Here is a 13,267-nt window from a genome sequence, read left to right as displayed (position 1 = left end):
ATTTCACTGACCAACCGACACGAGGGTGCCGAGCCGCTCGCCCGATACGGCCCGGATGATCGTGTCTGGGGTCTCCGCCCCGAAGACGAGAATCGGCAGCCCGTTGTCGCGGCAGAGACTGAGCGCGCCCGTCTCCATCACGCGCAGACCCAACCGCAGCGCATCGTCGAACGTCACCGTCGTCAGCTTGCGAGCAGAGGGATCGTGCCGGGGGTCCGCCGTATAGACCCCGTCCACGCCGTTCTTGCGCATCAGGACGATCTCCGCACCGATCTCGAGCGCTCGCTGGGCGGCCACGATGTCGCTGGAGAAGTACGGGATACCGGCGCCGGCCCCGAAGATCACAACGCGCCCCTTCTCGAGGTGCCGGACGGCGCGTCGCGGGATGTAGGGCTCGGCGACCTGTGCCATGTGGATGGCGGTCTGCACCCGGGTGTCGATGCCCTCGTGCTCCAGAAAGTCCTGGAGCGCGAGGCAGTTCATCACCGTCGCCAGCATGCCCATGTAGTCGGCACGCGTGCGGTCCATACCCCTGTCCTGCAAGTCCGGTCCGCGGAAGAAGTTCCCGCCGCCGATCACCACAGCGACCTGCGCGCCGCCCCGGACGGCGACGGCGATCTGTGCCGCCGTCGCCTGCACGACGTCCGGGTCCACGCCGACGGTGCCACCGCCGAACGCTTCACCGGAGAGCTTGAGCAGCACCCGCCGGTACGGCTTGCCGGCTGGCCTCGGCATTTCGCTCCCGGCGACCTTCGTCGCGGGGTTGAGAGTCTGAGTCACGGTGCCTCCTGGCTGTTTCCGTGTGCGGAAGGAGCGGCGCGCGGATATCGTCGACCGACGGGTTCAAACGGCGGTCGTGGTGCCCGTCAGATCGGCGGCGAAGGCGGCGAGCTTCTCGGCAGCCTGGCTCTGCAACCTCTTGCTCTCCGGCGTGAACAGGTGGGCCTCCCAGTCGGCGCGATCGGGCACACCGGCGAGAGTGGATGCCAACGTCCGCAGATAGTGGGGGCCCAACGGCCGGGTCACGGGGAAGTACCGGCGCGTGGAGAGAGAGGATCCGGCCAGGATGTAGCCCTCTACGTCACCCGCAAGCTCGGCGAGTTCTGCGAGCGACGTGAAATCGGCGTACTGGCTGAGCTCCACGCTGCCGGGCAGATCGGTCGCGAGCGGCATCATGTGCAGGTGCGAGTGGTGACAGATCCGCTCGTCGGGGTTGCGCCGCAGGCACTGCCCGGTCCGGCCGTGCTCGTAGATGACCGTTGGGCCGTAGATGCGCTGGTAGGCCTCGATGAGGTTGTCGAGGAGGCGGTCGGCGTCGCGGGCCACCTCGGCAGGGACGTCCGCCATCGACGGGTAGTGCAGGCGCGGACAGACGATGACGTGGCCCTCGACGATCGGCGCGTCGTCCAAGGAGATGAAGACGTGCTCCGTCTCCACCACGATGTGGTCGGTGCGCACGCAGAACAGGCAGCCGTCCATGATCTCTGTCATTGCGGAAAATCACCTCGAGTGAGAAAGAAGGGACGTTGACGAGAAAGGCTCAGATCCGGTCCCTGTAGGCCCGGACAATGTGTCGCTGCAGGTCGTCGCGGAGCGGTCGAATGCCGGCTTCACGTCCGGACTCGGCCACCTGCACCGCGCCGGCCAGCATCAGGCCGCGCGTGATCTGGAAGTCGGAAGCCGGGATCGGTTCGACCGCGCCGTAGAAGTTGATGGGGAACCCGCCGGCCACCAGGGTCACGTCGGCACCGGTCGGCAACGGATAGTGCCGCTGCCAAGGCCGGCGGTCCGGCCCGGTACGCGCCTCCCAGACTGCGTACTCGATGTCGGAAGAACCACCGTTGACGAGCAGCGCTCCCGGGGCGAGCCGGGGGGCCGTCTCCAACGAGAACAGTGGAGTGCCCGTACACCCGATGACGATGTCCTGGTTCTCGACCGCCTCGGCGAACGGCGCGACCACGAGTTCCGCTTCGCGCGCCCGGTCCTGGCGTGCCGGCTCCGATTCGACGATCGTGACCCGGTGTCCGGCGCGCGTCAGCCGGTCGGTCAGCGCGGCGCCGACGACGCCGTATCCGACGAGCGCGACATCCCAGCCGTCCAGCCGGCGGCCGAGGTCGGCAACGGCTCGCATCAGCCCCTCGTGCATCGAGCGGGCTATGAGCGGCGCCTCCTCGTGGGACTTCGCCCACGAGCGTGCCACGTCGATCACCGGGAAGGTGAGGTGCCGCATCCCGGCGCCGCGTACACCCCTCGCGGTCTGCTCAACCACGCGAACCTGCGGCCACCGATGCGGCGCCGCGGCGATCGCCCGGCGGGCCACGCCTCCTTCGTCCAGGACCAGCAGCGGACGTCCGGCCAGTGTGTCAAGGGCAGCGGCAACGCGGCCCGCCAACTCGGCCTCGTAGGACACCTGCGGTTGCGCCATCGCGATCGGGTCGTCCGCCCGGACCCCACGTCCGCTCAGCGCCTCCAGCACTGCGGGATTGGTCGAATACGACTTGCCCAGCACGGTGATGTCGTCAGGGCACGCCCCACCGCGCACCACCGCGTCCACGAGGCCCAGCAGGGAGCGCTGCACATGCTGGACCGCGACGACCTGCCAACCGTGGAACGGCCGCCGCTCGGCGAGTCCGGCCCAATCGGAGAACGCGTCGAGAACCCGCGACTCTGCCGGCGTCAGCTCCACCGTCGCCGCGATCACGACAGGGCCCGCCGCGCGGCTTCCGTCACTGATGGCGCCTCGGCGAGCAGGCCGTCCAGAACCCTCCAGTGATCGTCGAGGCCGCGGGGCGCGTACCGCACCCGGGCATCATCTGTATCCAGCAGGATGGTGTGAACGTTCAGCCCGGCGAGGCGCTCGACATCGGCGACGACCTGATCCAGCCGGCCCTCTCCGGGGCGGCGCTGATCAGGGTCGATTTCGGCGTCGGTGAGAAAAACCTTGAGTTTCGCGCAGACCTCGGGCACCGGCCCGCCGTAACGCTCCGCGGCCTTCTCGAGCTCGGGTAGGGCTGTGTGTTCGAACCAATCGAGATTCCAGATCGCCGGATGCCAAGCGGCCCGCCACTGCACGCAACGGCGTACCGCGGCACGATGGTTGGCACCGATCCACAGAGGGATGGGCCGTTCCGGACGCGGCGCCGTGGACACCCCGCGGTAGGTGAAGTACGGGCCCTCGTAGTCGGTGAAGTCCTCCCTCGCCTGCCAGAGCTGATGCATTGCACCCAGCGCGTCATCCATGAGCGGACCACGCCGAGCGAAGTCCAGGCCGAGCGCCGCGTACTCCTGCTCCGACCAGCCCGGCGCGAGGCCGAGGATGAACCGACCGCCACTGAACGCATCGAGATTCACGGCCATGCGCGCGACCACCAGCGGATGCCGGTGCGGCAGGACGATAGCGGAGGTCGCCACGTCGATACGGCGGGTCTCGGCCGCGACGAACGACAGAGTGGTGAAGGGTTCGTAAAACGGCGCGACGTACTTGTCATGCACGTCCGTGGTGGTCGGAATGTGATCGGAGAGCGCCACCAGATCGAAACCGCTCTTCTCCGCACGGGCGGCCCATTGCCGGATCCAGTCGGTGCTGACGTCCGGCCCGAAGTTCGGGACCGCCACCCCGAATCGGGTCACGACCGGTCCGCGGCAGCGGCGACGCGCTCGTTCAGCATGCTCAGGGCCTCGTCGATGGCGAACGTGGTGAGAGCATCGTGGGGCACCGCGGGCGACTTGAGGCAGGACGCCGCGGCGATGGGGAAGCCCGCCTCGCCCAGCCGGCGCCAGGCCGCCGCGACCCGGATCAAGTCGATGATCACGCCGGCCGCATTGCTGGAGTCCTGCACCTTGAGCTTGAGGTCGAGCGAGACCGGCGTCCCGGCCCAACCCAGTCCCTCGATGTTGATCACCGCGACCTTATTGTCCTTGAGGTGGGAGATGTACCCGGCGGACGGGATGATCTCGACCGCATCGAGGGCGATCCCCTTCTGGGCGAGTGCATTCAGCTTCGACTTCTGCTTGCTCGCACCGTTCTCCCGTAGGTTGCGGAAGTCTTCGTTGCCACCGAAGTTGAGCTGATAGGAGCTACTCATGGTGACGCCGCGCTCGGCGAAGAGGCTGAGCAACGACCGGTGCACCATCGAGGAACCCATGTGGCTGGCGAGGTCGTCACCGACCATCGGGACATTCGCCTTCTCGTACGCGGCGAGGATTTCGGGGTTGCGGGCGACCACCTCAGGGGTGCAGTTGACGAAGGCCACCCCGGCCCCGAGCGCGGCCTGAGCGTATTGCTCGGCTTCCCATTGGAGGCCGGTCGGTAGGGAGTAGAGCAGGACCTCGGCATCGCTGTCCACGAGGGCCTTGGTCACGTCCTCGACGGTGACCTCCCCGCCGTTGACCAGGCCGAGCTGGACGATGGCACCCTGCTGGGGCAGCTCGACATCGAGCCGTGGATAGTTGTTCGGCTCCGCGAGCACCGCGTCGGTCAGGTCTTGACCGATCTTGCGCGGGTCGGCGTCGAACGCGCAGACGAAGTCGATGTCGCCGACGCCGACGCCGCCGATGGCGTTCTGGCGTACTCCGGGCAGCTCCGTCTCGCCGCGGGCCTGCAGGCCGCGATACCAATAGGCGCCCTGTAGCAGACCCGAGATGTTGTTGCCGACACCGGCGACGGCCAGCCTCAATGCACGTGCCATGAGATCACCTTCAAGATAGATGGACGGAGGTTGTCGTTGCGTTCGGAAGGGGCGACGCTCCCGCCGAACCGGATCAGTTCAGGCCGGCGCCCTCGGCGATCTCGGCCACCGCCGCCACCGCGGCGTCCACCTCGTCGGTGCCGGTCTCATGCGACATTCCGAACCGCACAGCGCCGGAGGGGAAGGTCCCCACGGTGCGGTGTGCCTGTGGTGAGCAGTGCAGCCCGCCTCGCACCAGAATTCCCGCGCGCTCCTCCAGCAGCTCCGCGACGGTGCCGGGAAGGCGCGAGCGCATCGTGATCGAGACAACTGGGACCGGCCGCTCCGGCGAGGGCTGCTCGATCACAGTCACGCCGGGCAGGGCCGACAGTCCCTCGACCAGTCGGCGGCGGAGAGTCTCCTCGTGGGCGGCGAGTTCCGGGATACCTCGGGCCATCAAGTGGCGTACCCCCGCCGCAAGGCCCGCGATTCCGGCGCCGTTCGGGGTGCCGCTCTCCAGGGCGAAGGGCAGCCACCGCGGCTGCTCCAGCTGCTCCGAACGGCCGCCCGTACCGCCCTGGAACAGGGGGCGCACCTCGACGCCGGGACTGACGACGAGCACCCCGGTCCCTTGCGGACCGAGCAAGCCCTTGTGTCCCGAGCACGCGATGAGGTCGGCGTCCGCGATGGAGAGCGGAACGTGCCCAGCCGTCTGCGCGGCGTCGACGACAAGCAGTGCGCCGTGCTCAAGGGTGAGTCGGCGGACCTCGGCGAGCGGCAACACCGCACCGGTCACGTTACTTCCATGGGAGACGACGACCGCGCGGACCGCCCCGCTCCTCAGGTCTTGCTCGAGTCGGTCCAGATCCACGGGGCAGTCGGCGGACGGCGGCAATGCCTCCCACTTCACCCCGACGGCGCCGAGGGCGTGTAGTGGCCGCACTACGGAGTTGTGTTCGAAAGACGAGCACAGCACCCGGTCGCCAGGCCGCAGGACACCCTGCAGCGCGATGTTGAGCGCCATGGTGGCGTTCATTGTGAAGATGACCTGAGCCGGGTCGGCCACGGCGAAGAGCTTCGCTACGTCGGCGCGAGCCGACCAGACAACGTCGTCGGCGAAGCGGGCGAGCCGATGGCCGGAACGCCCCGGATTACCGGCCCCGGCAAGGTAATCCATTATCGCCTCGGCCACACCCGGAGGTTTGGGAAACGATGTCGCCGCCTGATCGAGATAGATCACGACATACCCTTCTTCAGGGAAGCGGAAATCGCTGCCGGGCGATGCCCGGCGCGCACGGCAAAGCGCGCAAGGATGACCCCTGATCATCAATGCACAAGAAACGCGCAGCATCTATGAGGCCGTCCGCACACATTAAAGAATGTTACGGGCGGAAACCACGTCAATAGGAGATCAATTGGTGACCGGCTGTATAGCAGTCGTCACAGCGGTGTAAACACGCCGAAGCCGGTGCGACACGACCGAGGAGCCCAATCACCATGGGTGCTACGGCACCACCTGGGCAGCTTGCCGCCTACGACAGAACAGCCGTCACGAACTCCACCTGTTACCGAACATCGCCGAAGCCCTCCCGAACCGACAGGGGCCCCCGTGGCCTCTGATCGCGGATGATCATAGGAAGCGACATTCAATCATGTCAAGATCGTTTAACGGGAAGCTTCGGCCAGAGGCCACAGTGCACCACCAGCGTAGCGAGAACACCTCGTGAACGTTCGGGAGCAATCCATATTGGACGAATGTCATGCCGCCGAACATGGAGTTGGACAATCTGGCGTTTTCGGACTGCCGCTTTCCGCTCAGCGAGCCAACCCGGCTCGGGATGTGACAAATCGCCCTTTCGAACTTCGCGGGCTTGACCAGGCTCGCCGGATCTGAGTAGCTTCCACCGCTAGTTGATCGGGAATCATTGCCCGCCGACGTGGCACTATTCCGCGGATCGGCGCGGGTCAGGGCGACGGCAGTTCGTCGCCCCTCCTTGCGTACGCGGCCGTTGTGCGTCGCGCGAACAGGTATACGGGGGCTCCTTGAAATCGGTTGGTGTCGCACTCATCGGCGTGGGTAACTGCGCGGCCAGCGTTGTGCAAGCGTGGGCGAAACACAAGGACGACTCGGTCTACCCCGGTGGCATTCCTGCCCTGGCGAACTTGGGACCGTTGCGAGACCTACGGTTCACCGCCGCCTTCGACGTCGACGCTCGCAAGATCGGCGCAGATCTGTCGGCGGCACTGTGGATGCCGCCCAACAATGCGCCCGCATTCGCGGATGTACCGCCGCTCGGCGTCGCCGTCCACGCCGGCCTCGCCTGTGACGGCCTCGGCCCACGCAGCTCCTCGTTCATCGACGACATTGCCACCGCCGAGCCCGACGCCGTAGTGCGGGAGCTCCGTCGCACCGGTACCGACGTAGTCGTCAGCCTGCTGCCGGCAGGAGCCGACGAAGCGACCGCCGGGTACGCCGCGGCTGCACTCCGCAGTGGCTGCGCCTTCGTCAACTGTTCGTCCACCGTGCTCGCCCGCGACGAGAAGTGGCGCGATGCGTTCTCCGAGTCCGGCCTGCCGCTGATCGGAGACGACCTGAAGGCGCAACTCGGCGCCACGATCGTGCACCAGACGCTGGTCCGGCTGCTCAGCGAGCAGGGCGTAACCCTCGACCGCACCTACCAAATCAACGCTGGTGGAAACATGAACTTCGTCAACCTGGGCGACCCCGCCCGCTCGCGGGCGAAGTCGGCAACGAAGGTGCACGCGGTCACCTCGGAGGCCAACCGCGGCGCCGGGCTCGCGTCCGAAGACTGCTACGCGGGCATGGCCGACTTCATCCCCTCCCTGCGCGACCGTAAGGTCGCCTACATCCGGCTCGAGGGACGCACCCTCGGCGACCAGCCTGTCGACATCGAGCTGCGAATGGACGTTCCGGACTCCGTCAACGGGGCGGGGGCGGCCCTCGACGCAACTCGGCTGGCCGCTCTTGCGCTGCGCAGCAAGTCCCCTCAGGTCACCGAGGCGGTCAACGCCTTGCAGATGAAGGAATCTCCCGTTTCCCTCCCCGCCGGCGAGGCCCTGGAAACGATCCTGTCCGCGCACGGTTCCCTGACCGCGGCCGACCGGGAAGTCACACGATGAGCGGCGGGTGGGCCGCCAGCCTGGCCCCGCTACGCGACCGCCGTTACCGGCTCGTCTTCTCCGCAAACTCACTGTCCACGCTGGGCGACCAAATCGTCCCGGTTGCACTGGCGTTCGCCGTCCTGCACGCCACCGGATCACCCGCGGCGCTGGGCTTCGTGCTGCTGGCACGCACAGTTCCCCAGGCAGTCTTCTTGCTCACCGGCGGGGTGTGGGCCGACCGACTCCCTCGGCAACGCCTGATGATCTCCTCCGACCTCGTCCGCTTCTTCAGCCAAGGCGTCTTCGCCGCCCTGCTGCTGAGTGGCCGCAACGAGCTCTGGTGGATGCTCCTGCTCCAGGCAGTGCACGGGACGGCGGGCGCCTTCGCCCGTCCCGCGTCGGGAGGTCTCATCGCCCAGCTGCTGGAGCCCACGCTACGGCAACGCGGCGCCGCCCTCATGTACACCGTCACCTCGTCGGCCACCATTGTCGGACCCGCCGCCGCGGGTCTCCTGCTGGCGATCAGCAGCCCTGGTCTCGCATTGGCCATCGACGCCGCGACGTTCTTGGTCAGCGCCCTGCTCCTGGCCGGGGTCAAGCTGCCTCCGCGGCAAGGAACCAGCGAACGGAAGCACTTTGCGGCGGATCTGCTCGAAGGCTGGCATGAGGTACGCAGCCACTCCTGGCTGTGGAGCTGGATCCTCAACTTCGCGGTCTTCCAATTCGCGATCCTCTCAGCGTTCTGGGTACTCGGTCCCGTGGTGTCCCAGCGGTCGTTGGGCGGCGACACCGGCTGGGCGGTGATCTCCGTCGGCACAGGCGTCGGCGGCCTGATCGGTAGCGTCATTGCGGTGCGTTGGCTACCCCGGCGGCCACTAGTGGCCATGGCCGGCGCACTCATCCTGGCGCCGATCACGCTGCTCGGCCTTGCCGTGCCACTGTCGCTGGCGACGATGACCGCACTTGCGGTGCTCATCGGGATCGCGATGTCGTTCGGCGACGCGGTGTGGGAGGGCGTGCTGTCCAACCGAGTCCCGGAGCATCTGCTCTCTCGGGTCGTTTCCTACGACTGGATGGGTTCGATCGTCCTGCGTCCGATCGGCCTGGCGATCGTCGGGCCCATCGCCGCCCATGCCGGGTCTCGGACCACCCTCGTAGGCGCTGCGGTGCTGTACTTCGCCGCTACAGCTGTAGCGGTCGCCATGCCTACCACTTGGCGCATCCTCTCGCCCGGGAGCGGCGCCAAGGAGATGGAGCCGGCATGACGCTCTCGAAGGCCCTCCCCGTGCCGATAAGGCAGCCCGACGCACCGACCATGACGATCGCGATCGGACCAGGCGGGGCTGGTGCGGCCGCGTGGAAGCCGGTCGCCGTGGCACTCGGACCCGTGACAGAGCTCTACGCCGTCCGTCTGCCGGGCAGGGAGAACAGATTTCGAGACCCGCTGTTGCGGTCGGTGGCCGAGCAGTCCGCCCACATCGTCGACCACCTCACCGAACTCCTGGCGCGCGATCCGCGGCCGTACCGGCTGGTCGGAGTCTGCTCCGGTGCGATCGTCGCGTTCGAGGCGGCGCTCATGCTGCAGCGCACCGACCGACCGCCCGCGGCGCTGGTGGCGATCTGCCAGGAGGCACCCTGGGAGCTGGGCACAGAGCCGTCCACGTACGACCTGGAACCCGAGCAGTTCCGCAACTGGGTACTCCGCGAGACCTGGGTCGGCTCCACAGCCGCCGCAAACCCCGCCGCGCTGGATCTCTTCGAGCCGACGCTGCGGGCCGATTGTGAAGCGGCGGATACCTACCGCTACAACGCCGAAGGCGGCGCGCTCACGATTCCGCTGGTCACGATCACCACGGATCGGGACCCACTGGTACCGCCCGGCGCTGCGAAGGCCTGGGCCAAGGGCGCGAACGGGGGACACCTCGCGTTGACCGTGCCCGGGGATCACCATCTGCTGATGTCGGACCCCGCGGCTCTGGCCGGAGCGCTGCGCGAAGTTATCGTTTGCGAAGGAGACTCGAGCATGGACATGGTGGAGCGTCTGCGGGCAATCTGGGAGGAGCAGCTCGGCTTCGCCGTGACCGGCGAGGACGACGACTTCTTCGACCTCGGCGGCGACTCGCTGATGGCACTTGAGATCGCCAAGCAGGCTCGGGAGCAAGGCATCGCGATGTCGCCCGGTGCCCTGCTCGACCACACCACGCTGCGGGAGCTGGCGGCCGCGGTGACCGATGCCTGACGGAAACCTGGTCGAACACTTCACGCGGTGGGTGGACAGAACTCCGGAGGCCGTGGCGGTCGAGTCCGTCGACAGGCGGTTCACCTACCGAGAGCTCGACGAGGCCGCCGCCGGACTCGCCGGCAACCTGGAAGCGTGCGGTGTCCGACCCGGTGACCACGTGGGCATCTGCCTGGAGCGCTCCCCCGACGCGATCATCGCGATGCTTGCCGTAATACGGCGGGGTGCGGTCTATGTACCCCTGGACCCCGGCTATCCCAAGGCCCGCGTCGCCCGCATGGTGGCCGACAGCCATACGGGCACGATCATCAGCACAGCGTCCCTGCGAGATCGGTTGAGCCTCCCGACGGAGCGGACCCTGCTGCTTGATCAGAGGCGGGCGCCCATCCGTCCGGGTACACCGCCGACCGCCGTCCCGGTGTCCGGCGACGCCCCCGCCTACGCCATGTTCACCTCGGGCTCGACCGGTACTCCGAAGGCCGTGATCATCCGCCACCGGAATGTGCTGAACCTGGTCAGCGGTGCCGATTACGCGCCACTCGGCGTCGGCGAGACGGTGCTGCACCTGGCTCCGACCTCGTTCGATGCCGCCACCTTCGAAATATGGGGGGCGCTCCTCAACGGTGCCCGGCTCGTCGTAGCCCCACCGGGACTGCTGGGCACCGACGAAATCAGCGCGCTGCTCGAGCGATTCGGGGTGACTGTCCTCTGGCTTACCGCCGCCCTCTTCCACCGAATGGCGGACGAGAACGTCGCGGCTTTCGCTTCCCTGCGATGCCTGCTGGCCGGCGGCGACGTGCTCTCCTCCGAGCACGTCAGGCGAGTGCTGGCAGCGCATCCCGGGCTACGTTTGGTCAACGGCTACGGGCCGACCGAGACCACGACCTTCGCGTGCTGCCACGTCATGACGGACTCCGATGAGGTCGAGGTTCCGATCCCTGTCGGACGCGCGATCCGGGGCGTGCGGCTGCACATTGTGGATGATAAGGGCTCCATCCTGCCCGACGGCAGTGCGGGCGAGCTGTGGATCAGCGGTGCCGGGGTAGGCGCCGGCTACCTGGGCAGGCCTGACTTGACCGCTGAGCGCTTCGTCACGGAGCCGGGCGACGGCACGGGCGTGGCGTATCGCAGTGGTGACCTCGCCAGGCGCCGGCCGGACGGGGTCGTCGAGTTCCTCGGCCGCATCGACGATCAGGTCAAGATTCGCGGGTTCCGGATCGAGCCGGCCGAAATTGAGACATGCCTGCAGCGTCAATCGGGGATACGTCGCGCCGTGGTGGTCGCCCGCATGTCACCCAGCGGCGAGAAGTGTTTGGTCGCCTACCTCGTGACGGCCGCCCATCACCTCGACGAACGGACGTTGCGGCGGGCTTTGGCCGCGGAGCTGCCCCGATACATGGTGCCCGCCATGATCGTCCGGGTACCGACGATCCCCATGACCGCGAATGGCAAGACCGACCGCCGCGCGCTTCCCGAGCCGGCCTGGACCGGGAAGCGCGCGATACCGGCACAGCAGGAAGGTCCCTCCCCTGCCGTTCAGGCGTGGACGGCAGGCGGTCAATAAGTCCAGCCGGTCAGCGCCGCTGCCGACAACTCACGTTCGATTCCCTGCACCTCGAACACGAAGGACAAGGAATTACGGAGCATCGTCAAGTTGGACACCATTTCGTCATGGTTCGACGCTACGCCGCAGACCATGTCCATCGGACGCCAGTGCACCCCACGGCCCAACTCGTCGCCGGGTCGGGCGAACCGGTGGTAGCGCTGAACCCCAGGCATTTTGCGGACGAGGTCCGCGCCCTTGACGCTTAGTAGCCGGCACGGCTCAGCGGGGGCGGGAGTACTGTATTGGAAGTAGACGCCGGCGGAAGGCGCGTTGAGGACAGCCCGCTCGCCCAGAGCCAGACGGGCACCCAGAGCGATCAGGTCGCCAACTCCCGAGCGCTGTCCGAGATCATTCATGTCTCCGCCGAGGCGACCGTTGATCTCAATGATTCGCGGTCCCGTAGCGGTCAATTTGATCTCGGTATGGAACAGGCCTGTTCCCACACCCAACGCTTCGAGCGCCGAGGTGGTCAAGGATTCCACGGCGGCACGCTCCGGCGCGCCGAGGTGAGTAGGCCAAAAAGCCCCGATCTCACGAAACGGCGGGGTGAGTGGAAACTTCCCGCTCACCATTATGTGAGTCACCTCACCGTAGGCCGCCATGCTTTCGACAGAAACATAATCGCCGAACGGATAATGATCTTCTCCAGCAAGGAATTCCTCTACGATCAGGCGCTGCTCGCCCTCGGCGGGGTCGCTCAACAAGCGCTCCACCAGCCGACCGCCGGCCTCCCCATCCTCCACCAAGAATGCGTTTCGGCTACCCTCACCCACGACCGGCTTGACCACTGCAGGTAGCCCGACAGCGGCCATCACGGCCGGCCACTGCATGACCGAATCAACAACATCGCACCGGACCGCATCGACTTCCGCGGCGGCCAAGCACCTACGCTGCTCCAGCTTGTCCGTCAGCAGCAAGCCGGCCGCGGTTGAATTTCCAGGTAGACCCAGAGCCGAGGCCACCTCCGCCGCGAACAGCACCATCCGCTCACTGAAGGTCACGACTCCGTCAAAGGGTGTCACCTTATGCGCCGCGACAGCGTCCTCGACCGACCTGAAGGTGACAGTACGGCCCAAAGTCTCCAGCACCGGCCTAGCGAGTCTCGCCTCGCTGGAATCGGCCACCAGAAATGTCACCTCAGCAAACGAACGCACACCCCGGACGATCTCCGTCGGGGCCGCGCCCTTGTCGAAGATGACCGCCAACGATCTACGCATACTTCCCGTTCGCCACCTTTACGATAGATGTCATACGGGACGTGCGACCGAAGCGCCTGATCGAGCCGGCCGAATTCCCGGCACAACGCTACACCACTTGATCACCCGAGCCATTGCCGCAGCGTAGAATTCGAAGGCAATTGCGGCTGGTATCCGAGGAGCCGGCCATCACGCCGTCGAATGACGGCATGACGTCGTGGATCAAAGTAGATAGAAGCAGGATCCTGACGCCTCGGTCGGTTTGACCGCTGAAAGCCCTGCCACCGCGGCGACCTCCGCAACGGTGCAAAGCGGCTTGATGCGCGCGGCGGTACGTAACCTCGAGGTGCGGGCGACCGAGCGATACAAGGTCGAGGGCCGGTGTGCCGCCTTGCTTAGGGCCCGGTTCTCGTCGGCACCCGCGGCTCGTAGTAGA

At 67.0% G+C, this 13,267-nt stretch carries 11 protein-coding genes; 4 read left to right on the top strand and 7 right to left on the bottom strand.

Annotation, left to right across the window (positions count from 1 at the left end; translation table 11 throughout):
- Positions 1–3: 3 nt before the first annotated feature.
- The 6 genes from pyrH to AB0368_RS30180 form a co-directional block, all read right to left on the bottom strand.
- Positions 4–735, bottom strand: a complete 732-nt coding sequence (pyrH, locus tag AB0368_RS30205; protein WP_366157509.1) for a UMP kinase — start codon at positions 733–735, stop codon at positions 4–6.
- Positions 736–843: 108 nt separating this feature from the next.
- Positions 844–1,491, bottom strand: a complete 648-nt coding sequence (locus AB0368_RS30200; RefSeq protein ID WP_366157405.1) for an HIT domain-containing protein — start codon at positions 1,489–1,491, stop codon at positions 844–846.
- A gap of 49 nt (positions 1,492–1,540) precedes the next feature.
- Entirely contained in the window at positions 1,541–2,701 is a 1,161-nt protein-coding gene (locus AB0368_RS30195) for an NAD(P)-binding domain-containing protein (RefSeq protein WP_366157404.1), read from the bottom strand.
- The gene (locus AB0368_RS30190) at positions 2,698–3,630 is read right to left on the bottom strand and encodes a TIGR03619 family F420-dependent LLM class oxidoreductase (RefSeq protein ID WP_366157403.1); all 933 of its coding nucleotides are present in this window, start codon (positions 3,628–3,630) and stop codon (positions 2,698–2,700) included. Before AB0368_RS30190 ends, AB0368_RS30195 begins: the two co-directional genes overlap by 4 nt.
- Complete coding sequence (locus tag AB0368_RS30185; RefSeq protein ID WP_366157402.1) at positions 3,627–4,688, bottom strand: inositol-3-phosphate synthase; 1,062 nt, start codon at positions 4,686–4,688, stop codon at positions 3,627–3,629. Before AB0368_RS30185 ends, AB0368_RS30190 begins: the two co-directional genes overlap by 4 nt.
- Positions 4,689–4,761: 73 nt before the next feature.
- Positions 4,762–6,018 carry an aminotransferase class V-fold PLP-dependent enzyme gene (locus AB0368_RS30180; protein ID WP_366157401.1) on the bottom strand — a complete coding sequence of 419 codons (1,257 nt, stop codon included), beginning with the start codon at positions 6,016–6,018 and terminating at the stop codon, positions 4,762–4,764.
- Positions 6,019–6,578: 560 nt separating this feature from the next.
- Here AB0368_RS30180 and AB0368_RS30175 point away from each other — a divergent pair.
- From AB0368_RS30175 to AB0368_RS30160, 4 genes are read left to right on the top strand one after another with little or no spacing between them, the layout of a single operon-like run.
- Complete coding sequence (locus AB0368_RS30175; protein WP_366157400.1) at positions 6,579–7,808, top strand: inositol-3-phosphate synthase; 1,230 nt, start codon at positions 6,579–6,581, stop codon at positions 7,806–7,808.
- The gene (locus tag AB0368_RS30170; protein ID WP_366157399.1) at positions 7,805–9,055 is read left to right on the top strand and encodes an MFS transporter; all 1,251 of its coding nucleotides are present in this window, start codon (positions 7,805–7,807) and stop codon (positions 9,053–9,055) included. Before AB0368_RS30175 ends, AB0368_RS30170 begins: the two co-directional genes overlap by 4 nt.
- Positions 9,052–10,029: an alpha/beta fold hydrolase gene (locus AB0368_RS30165; protein ID WP_366157398.1), complete on the top strand. Its 978-nt coding sequence runs from the start codon at positions 9,052–9,054 to the stop codon at positions 10,027–10,029. The genes AB0368_RS30170 and AB0368_RS30165 overlap by 4 nt, the downstream gene beginning before the upstream one ends.
- On the top strand, positions 10,022–11,593 hold the full coding sequence (locus AB0368_RS30160) for an amino acid adenylation domain-containing protein (RefSeq protein ID WP_366157397.1): 1,572 nt from the start codon (positions 10,022–10,024) through the stop codon (positions 11,591–11,593). The genes AB0368_RS30165 and AB0368_RS30160 overlap by 8 nt, the downstream gene beginning before the upstream one ends.
- On the opposite strand, the gene AB0368_RS30155 is transcribed toward AB0368_RS30160, so the two are convergent.
- Entirely contained in the window at positions 11,587–12,840 is a 1,254-nt protein-coding gene (locus AB0368_RS30155) for a hypothetical protein (RefSeq protein ID WP_366157396.1), read from the bottom strand. The two genes, AB0368_RS30160 and AB0368_RS30155, sit on opposite strands and share 7 nt — an antisense overlap.
- Between the last annotated feature and the right edge of the window lie 427 nt (positions 12,841–13,267).

The organism is Actinoplanes sp. NPDC051475, assembly GCF_040689425.1.
In the GTDB taxonomy this organism is placed as follows: Bacteria; Actinomycetota; Actinomycetes; order Mycobacteriales; family Micromonosporaceae; genus Actinoplanes.
The sequence above is the reverse complement of the archived record's forward strand: the minus strand, read 5'-3'. Positions and strand labels throughout refer to the sequence as shown.

Bases quoted from the DNA above. Each gene is read 5' to 3' on its own strand.
- AB0368_RS30160 (WP_366157397.1), top strand. From the start codon at position 10,022: ATGCCTGACGGAAACCTGGTCGAACACTTCACGCGGTGGGTGGACAGA.
- AB0368_RS30180 (WP_366157401.1), bottom strand. From the start codon at position 6,018: ATGCTGCGCGTTTCTTGTGCATTGATGATCAGGGGTCATCCTTGCGCG.
- AB0368_RS30165 (WP_366157398.1), top strand. From the start codon at position 9,052: ATGACGCTCTCGAAGGCCCTCCCCGTGCCGATAAGGCAGCCCGACGCA.
- AB0368_RS30200 (WP_366157405.1), bottom strand. From the start codon at position 1,491: ATGACAGAGATCATGGACGGCTGCCTGTTCTGCGTGCGCACCGACCAC.
- AB0368_RS30170 (WP_366157399.1), top strand. From the start codon at position 7,805: ATGAGCGGCGGGTGGGCCGCCAGCCTGGCCCCGCTACGCGACCGCCGT.
- AB0368_RS30185 (WP_366157402.1), bottom strand. From the start codon at position 4,688: ATGGCACGTGCATTGAGGCTGGCCGTCGCCGGTGTCGGCAACAACATC.
- pyrH (WP_366157509.1), bottom strand. From the start codon at position 735: ATGCCGAGGCCAGCCGGCAAGCCGTACCGGCGGGTGCTGCTCAAGCTC.